We start from the raw sequence: 21,066 nt of genomic DNA, 5'->3' as shown, positions 1-21,066 counted from the left end.
TTTTTCTTGGCTAATAACAATAAAAAGAAAATTTCGTATATCTATTTGTAAGTTTTTATTTAAATAAATTTAAAATTATTGTCTTTTAACGATTAAATTTTACTTTTCAACTGATTTTTTTTTTAAATTTAAACACCTCAAAATCAGAAGTAAAATGATAACGACTATTGAAATCAAGGAAAAAATACTTCATCGCAAAATTTTATGTTCGCTACTGGGACATAAATTTATTGTTACTAGAAATATCACAAATCATTTCAAGGAATTTGAATGTACCGTTTGTCATTTAGAATTAACAAATGATGACAAAGGTCGAAAAATGTTTCTTACTCCAGAACTAAAAGAAATTAATGAAACATTAATTCGTTTCAATAAAAAAAAGTTTCATATTATTTGACTTGATTGACTCCAAAATCTAGAATCATTTTAACTAATTTGTTATATTGTCCTATTCTTCCTGAAGAACTATGAACTATTCGTGGGGATCTCTCAGATTACTCATTTATTTCGTAAATTTGCTTTTCCGGTAAAGCAAAAAAGATGACAACCAATTTTTTTAAAGAAAGTCCATTTAAAACCTTGATTTCGTTTCACAAACTAATTGAAACATTAGAGCAAATCGCAGGGACTGATGTGGATTACAGATCTAATTATGCCAAAGCTTTACTGGCAGAAATAGCCCCTTTTCCCGAATTCAGAACTGGTATTGAAAACCTAAATTTGATTCAGGAAAACGAAACTTTAATCAAGCACCTCTTAGCTGATTTATTCCCTACTGCTTTAACAAATAATGAGATAAAAGCCGTTACGATACCTTTTCAAAATTTTACTTTTAATTATAGCGATCGATTCAAAAAAATAATAAACAATGCGGGCTCTCAATTTGACATGGCTATCCGAGATTTTGATGAGCATCACTTTTATATAATGAGTTGCACGCTAATTCTTAATGAATTTTATGGTCAAAAAATTGATTTCAGCAAGCCTTTATTTTACGATATCCCAAATAAAGAGGGCATAATGAATCAATACCGCATTTTGTATAATGGGGATTTTATAGAAATCATACCTACTAAAAAAGCTCCCGAAATCTCTCAAGACGACATCGATTTATTGATGGATAATTATGATAACATAGCGCTCTGGAAAGAAAAATTCCCTGTAGAAAGTTGGATTTTAAAAGGTTTTGGCATCCTTATTCTTTTCGATTCTACTACTGAAAGCGCAATTTCTAAACTAAAAGGTAATCTTTTAAAACCTGATAAAGAACCGATAACCTTTTATGAGAATTTCGAATCTATTTTTCGTTCCATCTTTAAAATAGCTGATTTAAGGATTGGTCTGGTTTTCTACAATGAAGAAGAAGAAAAATTTGTAAAACCAAGTTTTAGCGACCACAGTATCAATAGCTTTATTCTTCCTATTGAAGAAGAAGTTGATTGTAAAAACACTTTGCTGGGTTGTTTTATTGAGAATATTTTGAAAAACCAAAAACCATTAATTATTTCAAATGTTGAAAAATTTGCCTTAATAGCTGGAAATGAAAAATTTGCAAAACATTTATTAGAACAAAACGTACACAGTTGTATCTTTGCTCCCATCATAAGTAACGGTAGCATCTTAGGCGTATTAGAATTAGTTTCCTCGAGCCCTAGAGAACTTAACAGCATCAATGCCAGCAAGCTTGATTTAGTGCTTCCTTTTTTAATTGATACTACTGAACGCTATAACACGGACATGCAAAACAAAGTGGAAGCAGTGATCCAAAGGGAATATACCTCCATTCATCCCAGTGTATATTGGAAATTTAAAAAAGAAGCTTTAAAATATTTTCAAACCAGTAATCCGATTAAAGATTACATTTTCAAAGAAATCGTCTTCAAAGAAGTCTATCCTTTATATGGACAAATAGACATCAAAGGTTCCTCTGATCTTAGAAATGAAACCGTAAAAGAAGATCTAAAAAATCAGTTGAATGCGCTATTACAAATTTTTAAAAACCAAAATTCAAATGCGAATCTTGTGTTATTAGAACAACGAAAATTTGAATTACAATCGCTATACAAACAATTAGAATCCCCATTGAAAGCAGATACAGAACAACAAATACAACTGTACATCGAAAATGAAATTCATCCAATATTAAAAAATACCCAGACAAATTCTGATGGTGAAGTATTAGAAAAGAAATATTTTGAGAGTCTCGATGAAAAAACAGGAATGTTTTACCAATCTAGAAAAAAGTTCGATAATGCCTTATCGATAATCAATAAAAAATTGGCTGCCGTTCTCGACAAAAAACAAATAGAAGCTCAAAATATTTATCCCCATTATTTTGAAAGATTCAAGACAGATGGTGTGGAACACAACCTCTATATTGGAGCTTCCATAACTCCAGCAAAAACTTTTGACACTATGTATCTTCACAATTTGAGGCTGTGGCAATTACAAACACTGTGTGAAATGGAATTGAAACACCATCAACTCAAATCATCTTTGCCTTACGAATTAGATGTCACTTCTTTAATTCTAGTATTTAGCTCCCCTATTTCCATCCGCTTCAGAATGGATGAAAAACGTTTTGACGTAGACGGAACCTACAATGCTCGCTACGAAGTGGTTAAAAAAAGAATTGATAAAGCGAATATCAAAGAAACAAAAGAGCGCATTACGGAAAAAGAGAAAATCACTATCGTCTATTCCCATAATGCCGAAAAAACAGAATATTTGAATTATATCAAATTTCTACAATTTAAAAAAATATTGGAACCTACAATAGAACAATTTGAAGTCGAAGAATTACAGGGTGTTTCTGGTTTAAATGCCATAAGAGTAAAAGTTAAAAATGATGATCGGATAAACCTTAAAAACTATTCCTATCAGGATTTGCTGGACGAATTAAATTAAGTTCCAATCATTTTGAAAGCAATAACAAAAGCCACAACCGATAATACGATTCCGATCATAAATAAATTATAAGCAATTCGCAGTAATCTGTATTTTTTTTCCAAAACTAATCCTAAAAAATACAGGTCTTTTATCATTGAATTATAAAGGTATTCTCTGTCTTTCATCATCTCATTCATAGCCCATTGGTATTCATTCAACGGCATTTTATAGAAATTTCCAAAGAAAAGTAAATTTACTTTTCTTTCTTCAATATCCTGACGGTCAAAAACACCTTTGGTAACTTTTGGTCGTGTCGATAGGATTGCAAAAATTATAGTAACCACACTCGAAATCAGCATAATAAAAGTAGGAATCATCAGATGACTGTTTCTAGGACTGTCTAATTTTGGAATTAAAGTGGATAGCGCGATTGAAATAATAATTGCATTTACCGAAAGTAAAATATTAGCCTTACTATCCGCAATTCCGCTCAAACGGGTATGATTTCCTAAAGTAACTCTAAATAAAGTTTCTATCCCACGATCCGGTTTTTCTCCTCGCTCCCTTTTCTTATTTTCCTTTTCTTTTTTAACTTCCATCTTTATTAGCTTCTTTTGAATACTTTCTATGTTTTTTTCTTTTATCGATTGCCAATGCTGCAAGGCAAAATCCGTGTAAAAACGATGTCTATTAATTAGAAAATCCGAATTTTCAACGACCCAATCGTTATCTGAAAAGCATTTTTGATCTAGATTTTTCCATTCTATTCTCAAAGATTCACAGGAAGATAAATATTCTTCACTTCCCAAATGAAAATAATCAGCATCCTTTATAATTTTTTCAAAAAGTGTCTGAGGTTCATAACCGTATCGGGTAGCATTTATCAAACTACAAACCTTGGCAATATAATCTGATGACTTCTCTTTATCTTTTAAAAAAGTAGAAACAATATTAATACTGGAATCTTCATGATTAGTGCAGCCCTGAATATAACCCGTATCGTGAAACCAAGCGGCAATCAATAAAATCTCTTTATCGAGAAGATTAATATTTTCGGCCTCAGTAATTTGATTAACTGCTGCTACAACACCAAGGGTATGGTTAAAATTATGGTAGGTAAATAAAGTAGAAAGCTTATCTTTGAATAATTTACTAACAAATTCTTCGGCTTCATTTAAAAGGGTCATAAACATATTTTTACACTACTAAATTATGAAATTGTTTTTGGATAATCGTTTTATTCTTTGGAATAAAACTTCATTACTTTTAATTCTACTAGGCATTCTTATTCAATCCTGTGCCACCCATGCAACACAATTTGGTAAGAATATCAAAAATCCGATAGCTCAAAACGCTGTTGATACCTCTAAAATTGTACATACTTTTTTTTTAATTGGTGATGCCGGTAATGCTAACGAGATTAAGCCCCTGCAAACCATGAATTTACTTCACGAACAACTAAAAAAAGCAGATAAAAACAGTACTCTTTTATTTCTAGGTGATAACATTTATCCCAAAGGTTTTCCCAGCACCGATGATCCAGACAAATTACTATTAGCCGAAAAAAAATTAACGAATCAACTCAAACTATCCGAAAATTACAAAGGTAAAACCATTTTTATTCCTGGCAATCATGATTGGTACAACGGTATTATAGGTTTAGAACGACAAGCTAAATTTGTATCGGATTATCTAGGGGATAAAAAAGCCTTTTTACCTCGAAAAAATTGTGGGATAGACGATTTAAAAATAGATGAAAACACCTGCTTAATCACCATTGACAGTCAATGGTTTTTAGAAGATTGGGATAAGAACCCCACCATAAATGACAATTGTGACATCAAGAGCAGAGCCGCTTTCTTTGATGAATTAGAAAGTCTTTTAAATAAAAACCAAGACAAAACTATTATTTTGGCAGTTCATCATCCATTAATGAGTAACGGGACACATGGAGGCCAATTTTCATTAGAAAAACAGCTTTTCCCTTTAGAACAAAAAATCCCACTTCCTGTATTGGGTTCTTTTATCAATTTACTTCGAAAAACATCAGGTATAAGTCCACAAGACCTACAAAACAAGCAATATACTCTTTTCACAAAACGACTAAAAACGCTTTTACAAAGTCATGACAATGTTCTTGTGGTTTCAGGTCATGACCATAACTTACAATACATTGAAAAAGACAACATCAAACAAATTATCAGCGGTGCTGGTTCAAAATCTGAAGCAGCAAGAGCCCTATTTCCAAATGACTTCTCCTATGGAAAAAATGGATATGCTAAGTTGACTATTTACGAAAATGGTAGTGCAAAGCTATTTTTTTACGGCAATGAAAACAACAGCGAAAAACTGCTATTTGAACATACGATATTGAATACAAAAAAGAGTAACACGGATGCACTTCCAAATTCGTTTGCTAAAACTACCACAACATCAATTTACTCAAAAAAGCAAACGGACAAAAACTGGTTTTATAACTTTTTATTCGGAAAACATTATAGAAAATATTACAGCCTACCAATAGAAGTACAAACGGTAACTATTGACACCCTTTTTGGCGGATTGCAACCAAAACGGGCTGGTGGAGGTCATCAAACTAAATCATTAAGAACCATTGACAAAAACGGTCAGGAATATGTCATGCGTGCCATGAAAAAAAGTGCTTCTAATTTTCTGCAAGCCGTTGCTTTCAAAGATCAGTTTATTGCAAACGAATTTAAAAACACCGTTGCCGAAAATTTTTTATTTGATTTCTACACCACTTCGCATCCTTACACGCCTTTTGCTGTAGGAAATCTTGCCGAAAAAATTGGCGTTTCACATACCAATCCTAAATTGTACTACATCCCAAAACACAAAGCATTAAATGACTTCAATGCCGATTTTGGTGATGAATTATACATGATTGAGGAGCGACCTTCTGATAGCCAAAAGGATTTGAAAAACTTTGGAAAACCCAATACAATTATTAGCACAACAGATTTATTAAAAAACCTACAAAAAGACGAGAAATATACTATTGATGAAAATTCCTATATTAAAGCCCGATTATTTGATATGCTCATTGGTGATTGGGACCGACATCAAGATCAGTGGCGATGGGGCGAATATGAAGAAGCCGGAAAAATAATTTACAAACCAATTCCTCGCGATAGAGATCAGGCATTTACAAAATACGATGGAGCTTTACTTTCGCTTTTGATGAAAATGCCGGCCTTACGCCACATGCAAACTTTTAAGGAAAACATAAAAAATGTCAAATGGCTCAATCGCGAACCTTTCTCGTTAGACCTTGCCTTTCTTAAAACGGCTACTGAGAAAGAATGGATAACGCAAGCTAAATACATTCAAGAAAATCTTTCAGATGATGCCATAGATAGTGCATTTGACAATTTACCCAAAGAAGTACTAGATGAGACAATCGATAGCATTAAACACAAATTAAAAACGAGGAGAGAACAGCTTCAAAAATATGCCTCCGAATACTATGCTGTTTTACAAAAAACAGTTCTTATAGTTGGTACCGATAAAAAAGACAAATTTATAATCAACCATAAAGCTAAAAACCAGCTTGAAGTCGAAGTTTATCGGTTAAAAAAAGAAGGTGAAGAACTACTTTACACCAAAGAATTCTCTGCTACTAAAACCAAAAACATTTGGATTTACGGCCTAGATGATGAGGATGTTTTCGAAGTGAAAGGAAACGGAAAATCAACAACTAGAATTCGATTAATTGGCGGACAAAATAAAGATTCGTACACGGTAGAAAACGGCAAAAATCTAAAAATTTACGATTTTAAATCCAAAGTAAATTCTTATGCATTAGACAAAAAAACCAACGCTGTTTTGACTGATGACTATGAAACGAACCTTTACAATTATGAAAAACCAAAATACAATGCTTTTTCAGGCTTGCCATCCGGTGGCTATAATCCTGATGATGGTGTAAAATTAGGTTTCACCGCGAGCTATAACATTAATAAATTCAATCAAAATCCATACACTCAAAAGCATCTTTTAGGTGCCAATTATTTTTTTGCAACAAGCGGCTACGAATTTATATACAATGCGCATTTACCTAAATTAATTGAGAAATGGGATTTGGATTTAGAAACACGAATTACCAGTCCTAATTTCACTATTAATTATTTTGGTTCGGGCAATGAAACTATCAATAATGATGAACTTGAGGGTATGGATTACAATCGAGTGCGCATCCAAATGTTAAAAGTGGCTCCATCAATTAAAAAAGTGGGGGCAGCTGGAAGTGAAATTCACATTACAACCGCTTTTGAGAACATAAAAGTAGAAGCTACTGAGAATCGCTTTATAAGCCTTCCCTCAACTATCAACCAAGCTATTTTTCAAAACCGTCAATTTGCTGGTGCAACAGTAAAATATAGTTTCGAAAATTATGATGTTGCCTCCCTTCCCACCATGGGAATGGGGTTTTCTATTGCCGGAAGTTGGAAAATGGACCTACATGACAGCAAAAGAAATTTTCCTTCATTAGAAGGTAAACTTAATTTTAATCATAAAATTGATCCAGCCGGCAAAGTAGTCTTGGCTACTATTATAAAAGCAAAAACATTGTTAAACAACAATTTTGAATTTTATCAAGGAGCCACTTTAGGGGGGGATTATGATTTACGAGGATATAGAAACGAACGCTTTTTAGGTAATCAATCCTTTTATCAAAGTAGTGATTTGCGATGGAATTTGGGGAAAATAAAACGTAGTTTACTACCTATGTCCTATGGCGTTTTAGGCGGTTTTGACTATGGGAGGGTTTGGCTTCAAGGCGAAAATTCTAACAAATGGCATCAATCCGTTGGAGGCGGAATCTGGCTCAACGGATTGAATGTGATTACAGCCCGACTCACCTATTTCAAAAGCGTTGATGAAGAGGCCAGAATTACTTTTGGGCTAGGATTTGGATTTTAGTTTTTTGATACTAACTTCATAAACCTTCCCTCCTATTTTTTTAGTTTTTTCATCGGCAATAAGCACTATATCATTGTTTTTAAAGCAAATGGCTTCTTTTTGAGAAAAATGGTTCAAATCGAATGTTGTTTTTGTTCCACTCAAGAAATTGTCGCGTTTAAAATTTTCGAACAACCAAATTTTGTCATGACTCAAGATTACTACTTTCAATCCATCAGGACTTATGGCAGCGCTTGTAATCACACAATGATTGTAGTCCCCACATGTTTTAAACTTTCCTATTAGCTGCGCTTGATGAAAACCATTAATATTAGGAACTTTGTATAGAAAAGTGGTGCCATCAAATCCTTTGCTTCTGTTTTTGGTAAACAAATAAAAATTGTTTTTGAACTCAAAAAAACCTTCAACGTCATAAAACAATTCTTTCTTTTTAGGTGGGAAATCTTTTTGTTCCGGATAGGCAAAAGAGATTTTAGAGGTCGAAGCAGTACTGTTATTTTTCAATCCTTTTTTATCGATTTTATAAATACACAAATCCGTTCTCGTATTTTCATTATTTCCAAAATCCCCTAGATATAAATTTCCTTCTTTGTCATGGGTAATATCTTCCCAATCTATATTTGTAGCATTTGTAATAGTTATGGTTTGGGCAAGAACGCCATTAGCATCCAATCCATAAATTACATTCGGATTTCCGCTATCTTCTAAAGCCCATATAAAACCTAGCTGTTGTGAAGATGTGATTCCCGAAACTTCTTTCAACTTTTTAGGTAAAACATACAGTTCCTTTATGGGACTAGAATTGTGTTGGCAGGCTAATAAAAAAAATACTGCTATTAGAGAAATATAGTTTTTCATAATTCAAATAATCATTAAATAAATATAAAATGCTGTTTAATAATTAACTTTTTTAAAGTTTCTGATAATAAATTCAAATGCGGCTTTCAATATATAACCCATCGATTTTGCATTTTTAAAATTCATATCGTTTGTATAGCGATATAATTCCATTTGTAATTTCATTTGATTCTCTTTTGGGGCTATAGTGTCATCACTCATAATTTGCAATAGTCGTTTGATTTTATTTTCAGCTGAATGAATTCTTTTAGCCAAAGCTGATCTTTCCTCGTCTTTGTATTGGTCAATCGAACTGTCTTGGAGTTTATCTTTGACTAATTTTACCATTGGATAATTTTCTTTAAAAAATTGAGGTCGATAGATCTTAAAATTCCCCTCATAACATTGCTGATCAAAATCGATGGCGCGTATTTTATAAACAACTTGGTCAAAATCATGAGTTGGTACCACCACATAATTATACGAGCGCATATCGCCTAGCAAACGAATCATACAACGTTCGTTGAATTTTACAAATTCTTTGGCTATTTGCGCTTTTTCAGTCTCGGTACAACTGCTTAGAAGCGTTTTTATAAATACATCACCAGGAATTCCCATGATGTGCTCTTCTATCAGAGTATCTTTATAAACCAAAAAGTTAATTTTATCAGGAGACAGAATATGCTCTAATTCTAAGCCGTAAACCCTTGAAGCATCAGCCTTCTTGATATAAAAATGGGTATAGTTATCATTTAGAATATTTCGCACTTTTACTCTAAAGGGTTTAGAATTTCCAAAAGTGCAATAATCGATAGAATCGACATTTAAAAATTTTAGAATTCCTAAATTTCCATCGGATAGTAAAAGGGAATAGATTTTCTTTAATGTCAAATCAATTTCAGTCCTTTCAAATTCATTGTAATATACACGAATCCATAATGTGTCCTGATCATTTTTATCATAGACATTAATAGAACCCGAAAAACGCAATAAATCATCGTAACTGATTGCAACCTTGGAGACACGATCATACCGTTCCAAATAATCAGAAAGCGCTTGATTTATAGGATAACTGGGTTTTTTAAACAGGATTGAAGAGTCTTCCATTACTAGTTATTTAATACAAATTTACATTAAATTATAATCGCAAAACAGCGTTTGACCAACTACTTCATGCCTTGTAAAATTATACGCACTTCTACACTACTATTTAATACTAAAAAGCACAAAACCTAATTAAATAACATTCAAACGTTTATAAAGATAATAGCATTATGTTTTTTTTTTAGACAAAAACTTAAATCTCTAGTATGAAGAGATTTAAAAAAAAGCCGCTACAATGTTCTTTTTTTCGATCGAACCCCCCCGAACCTTATTAATTTAAATTAAATTTGCCCACCCCTATAAAATTAAAATTTAAATACTAAGTAACCTACTGTTATGAAAAATAAGCTTAAGCTGTATTTCAATGCTGCCCAATCGGCAAAAATTGGAATATGGGAGCTCAATCTAAAAAAAAGCTCCGTATACTGGGATGCTGTGACTAGATGCATCCTTGAAGTACCCGAAGATTTCATACCTGTACTGGGCAGTGCAATTCCTTTCTATACTGAAGGAGAGAACAGAGATCGAATTAAATTCTTTCTCGATCAAGCCATCAATGAAGGAATTCCATTTAGTGACAAATTTCAAATTACAACCGCTAAAAATAACATTAAATATGTGGAATGTAATTGCCAGATAGTATTTAAGAACGGAAAACCCAGACGTTTATTAGGTACTTTTCAAGACATTACCAAAGAACAAAACCTAATTAATGAGCTTCAATTAAATGTTGAAAAATTTTCATCTATTTTTTCGAGTGCTAATGATGCTATTTTTATAATTGACACTTCTGATGGTTTCATTACCCAATATAATCCTAGAGCTGTGGTGCTTTCTGGATATAATAATTCTGAACTAATCGGTTTACACATTTCTGAATTATTCCCTGATAAATACAATAAGAAAGTTGCTATTTTCATGAAGTATCATTTGGCAAAGGATGATTACATTGTAAATGAGGCTTATCTAAAAACTAAATCGGGAGAAGCTGTTCCAGTCGAAATAGCTTCGGGAAAAAAATTTCAAGTAGGAGAAAAAAACTATTTAGTATGCTTTATTAGAGATATTTCCGAGCGAAAAAGTGCAGAAAGCAATATGAATATGCTTTCTCTAGCCGTATCTGAAACTACTGATACTATCATTATTGCAGATGCAATGGGAAAAACGGTCTGGGCAAACAAGGCTTATCTGGAACTCACAGGCTTTAGTCTTAATGAAATAGTGGGCTACACACCAGGCTTCTTATCCAAAGGTCCTGAAACAGATCAGCATACAACTGACATAATGAAACAAGCGATTCAGCAAAAGAAAAGCATCAAAGTCACCATCCTCAATTACAAAAAAAATAAAGAAAAATATTGGTTTGACTTAAACATTAATCCCGTATTTAACAAACAAAATACCTTAATCAACTACATAGGAGTAGGAAGAGATGTGAGTATTAGACAAGCTAAAGAATTAGAATTAAATAAATTATTAGAAGTAACTACTGATCAGAATAACAAACTATTTAATTTTGCTCATATAATTTCGCATAATATTCGTTCGCATACCAGTAATCTATCGATGATACTAGAAGTAATGAATGACACAGAAGACGTAGAAGAAAAATTATCTTATATTGATCTTTTCAAAGAAGCGACAGAAAAACTCTCTGAAACCATCGAATATTTAAACGAAACCATCACCATTCAAAAAAGCACTAATCTAGAGAAAACAAAAATTTGTCTAAAAGATGAGATCGAAAAAACGAAAAACATCTTAAACCTAACCATCAAAGAAAATCAAATTACAGTACTTGATACCATACCTGATGATTTAACCATATTCGCCGTTCCGGCATATCTGGAAAGTATCTTACTGAATCTATTTACAAATGCCATAAGATACAAATCTCCTGATAGAGCAACTACTTTAGAGATAAACTATGAACTTAATGATCAGCATACTATCATAAATTTCAAAGACAATGGTTTGGGAATAGATTTAGATAAAAACGGCCATAAAATATTTGGTATGTTTAAAACATTTCATGGCAATAGTGATGCTAGAGGTATTGGATTATTTATTACCAAAAACCAAATCGAAGCCATGAAAGGTAAAATTGAAGTTGAAAGTGAAGTGGGTGTAGGATCCACTTTTAAATTATATTTAAATGAAAAATAAAAAACTCTATATTATTGACGATGATAAATTATCAGTAAAACTAATGAGCATGCTGATTCAAAAAAATCAATTTTGTGATGAAGTTGATGCTTTTTTCAATGCCCAATCAGCGCTAGAAGAACTGAAAAAAAATAGTAATGACAATGACAAAATACCTGATGGAATCCTTCTTGACTTGAATATGCCCGTTATGGACGGATGGCAGTTTCTGGATGAGTTCATTTTATTACCTATAAAAAAAGAAATTTCAATTTTTATCGTCACCTCATCCATTGATCCCGCTGATATCGAAATGGCTAAAAAACACGCTTTTTTGAAAGGCTATATTATGAAACCTATTACTGCCGAAAAATTGAAAGAAATGGCTAAAATGATCTAATACCAAACTAAATACCAATTAAGAGTAACAATTTTCCTATTTGTTCGTCCTATAAAAAACTAAAAAACACAACATCTTGGAAACCATTCTCTCTATTAAAAATCTGAATAAACGCTATGGCAATTTACAGGCGCTAAAAGATGTGACTTTCGATATTAAAAAAGGACACGTATATGGTATTTTAGGCCCCAACGGAAGCGGAAAGTCAACAACATTAGGAATTGTTTTAAATGTAGTCAATAAAACTTCAGGAGAATACAGCTGGTTTGACGGTAAAACGCAAACGCATGAAGCTTTGAAAAAAGTAGGCGCCATTATAGAGCGACCTAATTTTTACCCTTATATGACGGCGCAGCAAAACCTGCAATTAGTATGTAAAATAAAAAACATCAGTTATAGCAAAGTTCAGGAGAAACTGGAATTAGTAGGTTTAAACGAAAGAAAAGACAGCAAATTCAGTACTTTTTCTTTAGGAATGAAACAACGCTTAGCGATTGCCTCTGCCCTTTTGAACGATCCTGAAATATTAATTTTAGATGAACCAACTAACGGATTAGATCCACAAGGAATTCATCAAATAAGAGATATCATCAAGCAAGTTGCCGCCGGAGGCACAACGATTCTTCTTGCTTCCCATTTATTGGATGAAGTAGAAAAAGTTTGTTCGCATGTTGTGGTTTTAAGAAAAGGCCAAATTTTATATGCCGGTTTAGTGGATGGGATTTCGGCAAACGAAGGTTTCTTCGAATTGCAATCGGAAGATCCCGAAAAATTAATTGCAGTCTTAAAAACGCATCCCGCTGTTGAGAGCGTGAAACAAGGAGAAGAAAAAGTGTTCGTTTATTTGAAAAGCGAATTAGAAGCTGCCGTTTTAAACAAATTCCTTTTTGAAAGAAACATCAATCTAGGGCATTTAGTAAAACGTAAAAACAGCCTGGAAGAGCAATTTTTAAAATTGACAAACAACACGAATCCAACTTCTTAAAACCGCCAAACATGAAAAGATTACTCTCAATAGAATTACAAAAAATATGGATGAACAAAGCCAGCCGAATTTTGACATTGGCTTATTTCATCTTGCTTTCCTTTATAGCACTAATCGCATCCATAAAATTTGATTTGGGCATTTTTAAATTTCATCTTGCCGAAATGGGCATATTCAACTTCCCGTTTATATGGCACTTTAACACCTATATCGCTGCCATTTTAAAATTATTCTTGGCCATTGTTATCGTTTCTATGATGGCAAACGAGTACAGTTACGGAACTTTAAAACAAAACTTAATTGACGGAATGAGTAAAAAGGAATTTATCCTTTCTAAATTTCTCACCGTAGTATTATTTTCTTTTTGCTCGACGGTTTTTGTTTTTATCATGAGTTTAATGTTGGGATTCAGTTTCTCCTCTTATACGGAACTAAGCATTGTTTTCTCTGATTTAGAATATCTGCTGGCTTTCTTTATAAAATTAGTTGGTTTTTTCTCCTTCTGTTTATTTTTAGGCATATTAGTAAAACGTTCCGCATTTGCACTTGGTTTTTTACTGGTTTGGAATATTTTAGAAGGCATTGCCAAAGGAATATTGAATTTCAAAATATTCCCAGACAGTAAATTTGCCGATAATATTACGCAATTCTTCCCTTTGGAATCTATGTCGAATCTAATCGTAGAACCTTTTTCCAGATTATCAGTAGTCAAAAACTTAGGAAAACAAATTGGAGTGGCCAATTTCAAAGATTATGATGTTCATTTTTCATCAATCATTATTGTTCTAATCTGGACTTTCCTATTTGTGTTTATGTCTTTCAAATTACTAAAAAATAGAGATTTATAGTATCTTTGTGATGCTATGAAATGTATAAAAATCATTTTATTTTGGATTTTAGTCCTCTGCAATACAACGCTGGTATTTGCACAAGCTATCAGCGTGGACGATTCTAAAAACGCAACAGATCTTACCCAAATACTAACAAATAACAGTTCTTGCATCAGTATTTCTGGAGAAAGCGTAAAAGGCGATATTTTTACGCCCGGACAAAATAGTTATGGCTATTTCAATAATCAAGGGGGCAGTTTCCCTTTTACGGAGGGTATCGTTTTAAGTACTTGGAGTAGTAAAAATTCTGAAGGCCCCTTTATGAGGAACCAAGGAGGTGGTAGTAATTTATGGCTAGGAGATCCTGATTTAGACCAAACCTTAGATATTAGATCGACAAATGCAACAGTACTAGAATTCGATTTCATTCCTTTGACAAACTTCATCAGTTTTAATTATTTATTTGCTTCCAATGAATACCAAGATGATTTTCCTTGTCGTCTTTCGGATGCTTTTGTTTTTTTAATCAAAGAGAAAGGCAGTACGGGAAATTATCAAAATTTAGCCGTACTCCCTGGAACTACAACTCCGGTCTCATCGACAAATATTCGTCCCTTAATTAATTTTACTGATAATTTCGGAACACAAAAAGGATGTCCTGCAATAAATCAAACCTATTTTGAACAATTAAATACAAGTCCAACCAATACCAGTCCGATAAATTACGCTGGTCAAACCGTTGTCATGAATGCGCAAACAACTGTGATTCCCGGAAAAACTTACCATATAAAATTAGTAGTTGCTGATGACGGAACGAAAGATTTTGATTCAGCCATTTTTATCGAAGCAGGCAGTTTTACCTCAAAAATAGATTTAGGTCCGGATCGAATTGCTCCTAACAATACAATTTGTTTCGGCGAAAGCTTTATTATTGATACTAAATTATCTCCAGGCTATGCTTACAAATGGTACAAGGATAATTCCTTAACTCCAATTGCTGGCGAAACGAATCCTTCTTATCAAGCTACAGAAACAGGAACTTATAGAGTTGAAGTAGAATTAGGAAGTACAAACTGTATTGCTTCGGGTGAAATAAAAGTCGAATTTACGCCCGAAATTGTACTGCAAGATACTAACTTGATACAATGTGATGATAATGGGGACGGAATTGCGATTTTTGATTTGACAAGAGCAGAACCTATCCTAAAAAACAACAATAGTAATTTAGGCACTATGGTTTTTTACGAAAACACTGTTGATGCCCAAAATAATCTAAATCCAATTCAGAATCCAAAAAACTATAACAACAAAGCTAATAATCAAATTCTAATTGCTAAAATTTTGGACAGCTACCGCTGTGCCCATTATGCCCAATTGACTCTCGGAATTTCGAACCAAACCATCACACCACTTGCGCCAATAGTCGTTTGTGATGACGACGGAACTGATGACGGAATTTATCAATTTGATTTAGTGAGTATTGCTACTTTAAGCGCTTTTTCAGGCTTAGGAAATAATATATCGGTTGGCTTTTATTTGAACCAAAACGATGCCTATCTGGAAAGAAATGCATTGCCGACAATTTTCAGAAACACAATTCCCTACCGGCAAACCATATATGCTGGTGTACTTAACGGATCTGATTGTTATGGAATTACCCCTGTTAGCCTTGTTGTAAATTCATTTTACCCTCCAAATTTTCAGCAAGAAAATATCGCCTTATGCGCTAATAGCAATCTAAATATTTCCGTGAATGCTGGCTTTTTAAGTTATTTATGGAATACCGGAGAAACAACAAATGAGATTAACATAAGTAATCCAGGAAATTATTCTGTAAAAGTAACAAGTGCAAACGGCTGCGAAGCAACAAAAAAATTCACCATAATAGCTTCAGAAATAGCATCAATAAAAAATGTTCAAGTCAATGATTTTGCAGGAAATCAGAATTCAGCTTTAATAGAATATACGGGAACGGGAGATTATGAGTTTTCTATTGATGGTAGCTATTTTCAAGATAGTCCTTTATTCAATGGGATTGCCGCCGGAACTTATTGGGCCTACGCTAGAGATAAAAACGGCTGTGGTAACGCAGCTCCTTTTCAATTTTACGTATTAGATTATCCTCGTTTTTTTACTCCAAACGGTGATGGTTTTAATGATTTATGGATAATTAAAAATCTAGATTTATTCCCTAAAGCTACAATTACTATTTTTGATCGCTATGGAAAACTACTAAAACAATTATCCCCTTCAAGTCTTGGCTGGGATGGTACTTTTAATGGTTACAAACTGCCATCGGATGATTATTGGTTTAGCATAAATTTTGCAGAAGGAAAAAGCATTAAAGGACATTTTTCGTTAAAAAGATAAGAATTATTTTGCTATTTTTAGCAAATGAAAAAAAAATTACTCATCATATTTACTTTTTTATCGATAAACTGCTTTGCTCAATTTAGTAAAACACATTATATCCCTCCAATTACTGCTGCATACAATACTTTACCTCAAGATCAATATTTATACATATCGACTCCGAGCACGGTCAATGTAAAATTTAAAATCACAGCCATTGGCGGGAACACAATAACAGCAAACGTCAAGAATGACACACCTTACACCTTCAACGTTGGAACAGGAATAAACACACAACTATTTGTTCCTAAAGCACAAATAGGAAAGCAAAACAATAAGGGATACCTAATTGAAGCTGAAGATTTAATCTATGTAAGTGTTAGAGTTAATGCCGGATCAAATGGAAGTGGCGGATATAATCACGCCGGTGGATTAGTCTCCAAAGGAAATAGCGCTCTGGGGAAAGAATTTAGATTAGGAGCAATGTTAAATCCTCTTTTTGACGATAGCTTACTTAATTTCGCATCGATTTTATCAACTGAAAATGGAACTATGGTAAGCATTTCTAATATTCCAAACGGCACAATTCTCTCTAATGGAATCCTCGTAAACGAGCCGATAACGGTTACTTTAGACAAGAATGAAAGTTACGTACTTGCAATGGAAAACTCCCTGAATACAACTCCATCAAATAGTTCTAAAATGATTGGCGCTCTTGTAGTAACAGACAAGCCTGTAGTAGTCAATTCGGGTTCTTTTGGAGGCAGTAATAGCACAGCTCTACAAACTGGGGGACCACAAACGGGACAACCAAGTGGCAGAGATGTAGGATTTGACCAAATAGTCCCATTAGAAAAAACTGGTAAAGAATATATTTTTGTAAAAGGACTTGGAACTGATGAATTAGAACGAGTTTTATTGATTGCCAGTTCAGATCAAACTAAAATTTTCATAAACGGCTCAGGCACTCCAATTACAACGTTAAGCGAAGGAGAATATACTGTTTTAGACGGTAGTCAATTTATAAACGGAAATTTATATATTGCTGCTTCAGAAAACGTAGCCGCTTATCAAAGTACCGGTGGCCTTCCAACAATATATCAACCACCAGCCAATCAAAACTTATTTTTTGTACCTCCCTTAAATTGTGCTACGCCAAATAGTGTGAACAATATTCCTTTTATTCAATCTATTGGAAATATAATTTTTGATGGCGGACTAAATATCGTTACTGAAGCTGGCGCTACCGTAACAATAAACAACAACTCAATCACTAATCAGCCTGTGGCAATTACAGGAAATCCAAAATTCGTCAGATATACACTTAACAGTTTATCCGGTAATATTTCCGTAAAATCTACCAAACAGCTTTATGTTTCCTATTTTGGCACTAATGGTGCCGCAACCTATGGCGGTTATTATTCCGGTTTTGATACTAAACCTGAAATTGTTAGCGATAAACTAGCTCTTACTAATTCCGCATGCATCCCTAATGTTATTTTAAAAATTAGTACTTTGTCATCATACGACACCTTCCAATGGTTCAAAAATGATGCTGAAATCCCCGGTGAAACTAACAATTCTTACCAACCCACTGAGCCGGGTTATTACCAGGTAAGAGGCAGTATTTCAGGCTGTGGTTCTACGGTGTTCTCAGATAAAATTCCTGTAAGCAATTGTCCTTATGATTCAGATAATGATGGAGTTAATAATAATATTGATATCGATTTAGACAACGACGGTATCACTAACCGATATGAAGCTTATCAATTATTAATTAACCAATCCAATCCGATTTTAGGCACAGAATACACCGGCCAGACAAGTGGTACTGGAAACATTATTGGTAAACCTCTATATGGTTTTGTTTCAGAAGTGCCGGTAGGAAAAATGAATACTACATCCTATACCCTAAACTTAAATCAACCCGAAACACTAATCTTTAGCTATATTATGCAGGATGATTCTGACCAATCAACTCCTATAAATGAGCAAATGAACAGCGAAGGTGATTTTACACTCCGTGTCCCTACAGATAAGACAATTACTGTTACCGATCCCAATGACCAATTATTAATTGACACCAATTATGATGGTATTTATGAAAGTGGCGTAAAAGAATTTTCTTCTTTTGAAATTCGATTCCGATTAAAAAGCACAATCCCTTTATTTCCCGGAAGTGGTTCATTCAAATTTCAAACGTATCTAACCAATTCGCTAACTTTTGTCCACAATAATTTATCTGACACCAATAACAACAAAGCTACATTTGCCATAGAACATCTGAAAACAATTGACAGCGATTCAGACAGCATTCCTGATTTATTGGATATTGACAGTGATAATGATGGTATTTTAGACACTGTTGAAGCCCAAACGAATAACATTATTATTTCTAATATTGATGCTAATAAGAATGGACTAGACGATGCCTTCGAACCAGGATTTATTCCAATAGACACCGATAATGACAACATCCCGGACTATCGAGATTTAGATAGTGACAACGACGGAATTTTCGATTTAGAAGAATCCGGCAGTAATGGTACTGATGTAAATTCAGATGGAATTGTTGATGGCAATCAAACTAGTTTTGGAACAAATGGTCTTTCTGACAATCTTGAAACATCGGCAGATTCCGGAACTATAAATTATACTCTTGCTGACACAGATTCGGATGGCATCAAAAATTATCGTGATTTAGACAGCGACAATGACTTATGTAATGATGTAAATGAAGCCGGTTTTTCTGACCCAAATAATGATGGTTATTTAGGTAATAATCCTTTATCAGTGGATGCAAAAGGAAAAGTAACAAGCAGTACAGCTTATACAGCTCCAAACAGCATATACTTAATTACAGCACCTATAATAATAACACAACAACCAACAGCTCCAGCAACTTGTGAATTTCAAGATGCTACTATCTCTTTTGTTGACAACGGCGGAAGCATCTATCAATGGCAAGTTTCAACTAATGGAACTCTTTGGAATGACCTTTCAAATAATGCCACTTATTCAGGAGTCACAACAAATTCCTTATTGATAGCTGCTACAACAAAAGTTATGAATGGCTATAAATATCGCGTTAAGTTGAGTAAAACGGGAAACTACTGTGGTTTAACTTCAGGAGAAACAACTTTAGTGATCTATAATCTACCTATTACATCTCCTACTTCAATTATTCAATGTGATGATAATGCAGATGGAATTTCTGACTTCAATTTAACCGAAAAAAACAACGCTATTTCAACTAATTATTTAAATGAAATTTTTAGCTATTATACCACAAAAATTGGTGCCGATACTGCTGATTTGAATACCAAAATAAATACGCCTACCGCTTATACGAGTACTAATGCAATAGTTTGGGCTCGAGTAGAAAACCAAAATGGCTGTATTAGCGTCGCACAATTAAACTTAATTGTATCCAATACTCAAATTCCTTCTACTTTTCAACGTGATTTTTCAGATTGCGACGATTATATAGATTCAATCCATGATGATACTGATGGGATTTCTACATTTGATTTTAGCAGCATTACAAATGACATTATCACTTTTATTCCTTCACCAAGTTCCTCCTATTCTATAAAATATTATAGAAATGAAGCCGATGCCTTAGCAGAGGCAAACGAGATTATCAATACAAGCAATTATAGAAATGAAGGCTACCCTAACCAACAACAAATTTGGGTTAGAGTTGAAAGTACATTAGACAATGCTTGCTATGGATTAGGACCACACATTACTTTAACAGTTCATGCGAAACCAAATATTAATACTAATGAAGATCATACTGAAGATGAATTAGTCTGTTCTAACCTACCTACTTTTTTTGTACAACTTGACGCAGGAATAAATGACGGTTCGCCAACAACTGATTACACTTATAGTTGGTGGAAAGATAATCAAATCATAACCAATGAAATACAACCAACTCTAAGAGTAAATACTGAAGGTAATTACAAAGTAGAGGTTACCACAAGTTTTGGTTGCAGCAGAATCAGAACAATAAATGTTACCGCTTCTGATATAGCCCATGTCGATTCAATTCTAATCTCAGATTTGACAGCTGTAAATACAATAACAGTAAATGCATCTGGTCAGGGTTTATATGAATATAGTATAGACGCGCCAAATGGACCATTCCAAGACTCTAATTTCTTTGATAATGTTCCTCCTGGGATTCATGAAATATTCATCAATGATAAAAATGCCTGTGGTCTTGTTAGCAAAACTATTGCTGTCATTGGAGCTCCCAAATTTTTCACACCAAACAATGATGGATATAATGACTATTGGAATATAAAAGGAGTATCGGCAGGTTTCAATACCAACGCTATCATTTTTATATTTGATCGTTATGGAAAATTACTGACCCAAATAAAGCCTTCAAGCCAGGGATGGAATGGGACTTTCAATGGTCAACCTTTATCAGCAGATGATTATTGGTACACCTTAAAATTAGAAGATGGAAGAGAAGCCAAAGGACATTTCAGTTTAAAGAGATAATTACAAAAGAAGACTAATTTGCAGTTCATTATTAGTCATAAAAAAAGCCATTCTTCCGATAACTA

At 33.5% G+C, this 21,066-nt stretch carries 12 protein-coding genes; 9 read left to right on the top strand and 3 right to left on the bottom strand.

Annotated elements, in window-relative coordinates; all coding sequences use genetic code 11:
* Positions 1 to 154: 154 nt before the first annotated feature.
* Together LNP19_RS08410 and LNP19_RS08405 are read left to right on the top strand one after the other, a co-directional pair.
* Positions 155 to 397, top strand: coding sequence for a DUF1660 family phage protein (locus LNP19_RS08410; RefSeq protein WP_230061485.1), 243 nt, complete (start codon positions 155 to 157; stop codon positions 395 to 397).
* A 143-nt stretch (positions 398 to 540) separates the two neighbouring features.
* Entirely contained in the window at positions 541 to 2,907 is a 2,367-nt protein-coding gene (locus LNP19_RS08405; protein ID WP_230061484.1) for a GAF domain-containing protein, read from the top strand.
* On the opposite strand, the gene LNP19_RS08400 is transcribed toward LNP19_RS08405, so the two are convergent.
* The gene (locus tag LNP19_RS08400; RefSeq protein WP_230061483.1) at positions 2,904 to 4,076 is read right to left on the bottom strand and encodes a Pycsar system effector family protein; all 1,173 of its coding nucleotides are present in this window, start codon (positions 4,074 to 4,076) and stop codon (positions 2,904 to 2,906) included. The two genes, LNP19_RS08405 and LNP19_RS08400, sit on opposite strands and share 4 nt — an antisense overlap.
* Positions 4,077 to 4,101: 25 nt before the next feature.
* Here LNP19_RS08400 and LNP19_RS08395 point away from each other — a divergent pair, with 25 nt between their 5' ends.
* A complete protein-coding gene (locus LNP19_RS08395) occupies positions 4,102 to 7,833 on the top strand; it encodes a metallophosphoesterase (protein WP_230061482.1) in 3,732 nt (1,243 codons plus the stop codon).
* On the opposite strand, the gene LNP19_RS08390 is transcribed toward LNP19_RS08395, so the two are convergent.
* Both LNP19_RS08390 and LNP19_RS08385 read right to left on the bottom strand, forming a co-directional pair.
* Entirely contained in the window at positions 7,816 to 8,691 is an 876-nt protein-coding gene (locus LNP19_RS08390; protein WP_230061481.1) for an SdiA-regulated/phytase-like domain-containing protein, read from the bottom strand. The genes LNP19_RS08395 and LNP19_RS08390 overlap by 18 nt on opposite strands.
* A 36-nt stretch (positions 8,692 to 8,727) precedes the next feature.
* Positions 8,728 to 9,777, bottom strand: a complete 1,050-nt coding sequence (locus tag LNP19_RS08385; protein WP_230061480.1) for a hypothetical protein — start codon at positions 9,775 to 9,777, stop codon at positions 8,728 to 8,730.
* Between the two features lie 333 nt (positions 9,778 to 10,110).
* On the opposite strand from LNP19_RS08385, the gene LNP19_RS08380 reads away from it, so the two are divergent.
* From LNP19_RS08380 to LNP19_RS08355, 6 genes are all read left to right on the top strand, one after another.
* Positions 10,111 to 11,940 carry a PAS domain-containing sensor histidine kinase gene (locus LNP19_RS08380; RefSeq protein ID WP_230061479.1) on the top strand — a complete coding sequence of 610 codons (1,830 nt, stop codon included), beginning with the start codon at positions 10,111 to 10,113 and terminating at the stop codon, positions 11,938 to 11,940.
* Positions 11,930 to 12,319 carry a response regulator gene (locus tag LNP19_RS08375; RefSeq protein ID WP_230061478.1) on the top strand — a complete coding sequence of 130 codons (390 nt, stop codon included), beginning with the start codon at positions 11,930 to 11,932 and terminating at the stop codon, positions 12,317 to 12,319. The genes LNP19_RS08380 and LNP19_RS08375 overlap by 11 nt, the downstream gene beginning before the upstream one ends.
* A gap of 76 nt (positions 12,320 to 12,395) precedes the next feature.
* Positions 12,396 to 13,304 (top strand): ABC transporter ATP-binding protein, encoded by a 909-nt coding sequence (locus LNP19_RS08370; RefSeq protein ID WP_230061477.1) that lies wholly within the window; start codon positions 12,396 to 12,398, stop codon positions 13,302 to 13,304.
* Positions 13,305 to 13,315: 11 nt separating this feature from the next.
* Positions 13,316 to 14,152 (top strand): ABC transporter permease, encoded by an 837-nt coding sequence (locus LNP19_RS08365; protein WP_230061476.1) that lies wholly within the window; start codon positions 13,316 to 13,318, stop codon positions 14,150 to 14,152.
* Positions 14,153 to 14,167: 15 nt separating this feature from the next.
* Positions 14,168 to 16,504: a T9SS type B sorting domain-containing protein gene (locus LNP19_RS08360; protein ID WP_230061475.1), complete on the top strand. Its 2,337-nt coding sequence runs from the start codon at positions 14,168 to 14,170 to the stop codon at positions 16,502 to 16,504.
* Positions 16,505 to 16,528: 24 nt separating this feature from the next.
* Positions 16,529 to 21,001, top strand: coding sequence for a T9SS type B sorting domain-containing protein (locus LNP19_RS08355; RefSeq protein WP_230061474.1), 4,473 nt, complete (start codon positions 16,529 to 16,531; stop codon positions 20,999 to 21,001).
* Positions 21,002 to 21,066 lie beyond the last annotated feature (65 nt).

This window comes from Flavobacterium acetivorans (assembly GCF_020911885.1).
GTDB classification, from domain to species: Bacteria; Bacteroidota; Bacteroidia; order Flavobacteriales; family Flavobacteriaceae; genus Flavobacterium; species Flavobacterium acetivorans.
The sequence above is the reverse complement of the archived record's forward strand: the minus strand, read 5'-3'. Positions and strand labels throughout refer to the sequence as shown.

What these genes read in the sequence shown, in the direction of transcription:
- LNP19_RS08410 (WP_230061485.1), top strand. Translation starts at nt 155, where the DNA reads ATGATAACGACTATTGAAATCAAGGAAAAAATACTTCATCGCAAAATT.
- LNP19_RS08405 (WP_230061484.1), top strand. Translation starts at nt 541, where the DNA reads ATGACAACCAATTTTTTTAAAGAAAGTCCATTTAAAACCTTGATTTCG.
- LNP19_RS08400 (WP_230061483.1), bottom strand. Translation starts at nt 4,076, where the DNA reads ATGACCCTTTTAAATGAAGCCGAAGAATTTGTTAGTAAATTATTCAAA.
- LNP19_RS08395 (WP_230061482.1), top strand. Translation starts at nt 4,102, where the DNA reads ATGAAATTGTTTTTGGATAATCGTTTTATTCTTTGGAATAAAACTTCA.
- LNP19_RS08390 (WP_230061481.1), bottom strand. Translation starts at nt 8,691, where the DNA reads ATGAAAAACTATATTTCTCTAATAGCAGTATTTTTTTTATTAGCCTGC.
- LNP19_RS08385 (WP_230061480.1), bottom strand. Translation starts at nt 9,777, where the DNA reads ATGGAAGACTCTTCAATCCTGTTTAAAAAACCCAGTTATCCTATAAAT.
- LNP19_RS08380 (WP_230061479.1), top strand. Translation starts at nt 10,111, where the DNA reads ATGAAAAATAAGCTTAAGCTGTATTTCAATGCTGCCCAATCGGCAAAA.
- LNP19_RS08375 (WP_230061478.1), top strand. Translation starts at nt 11,930, where the DNA reads ATGAAAAATAAAAAACTCTATATTATTGACGATGATAAATTATCAGTA.
- LNP19_RS08365 (WP_230061476.1), top strand. Translation starts at nt 13,316, where the DNA reads ATGAAAAGATTACTCTCAATAGAATTACAAAAAATATGGATGAACAAA.
- LNP19_RS08360 (WP_230061475.1), top strand. Translation starts at nt 14,168, where the DNA reads ATGAAATGTATAAAAATCATTTTATTTTGGATTTTAGTCCTCTGCAAT.
- LNP19_RS08355 (WP_230061474.1), top strand. Translation starts at nt 16,529, where the DNA reads ATGAAAAAAAAATTACTCATCATATTTACTTTTTTATCGATAAACTGC.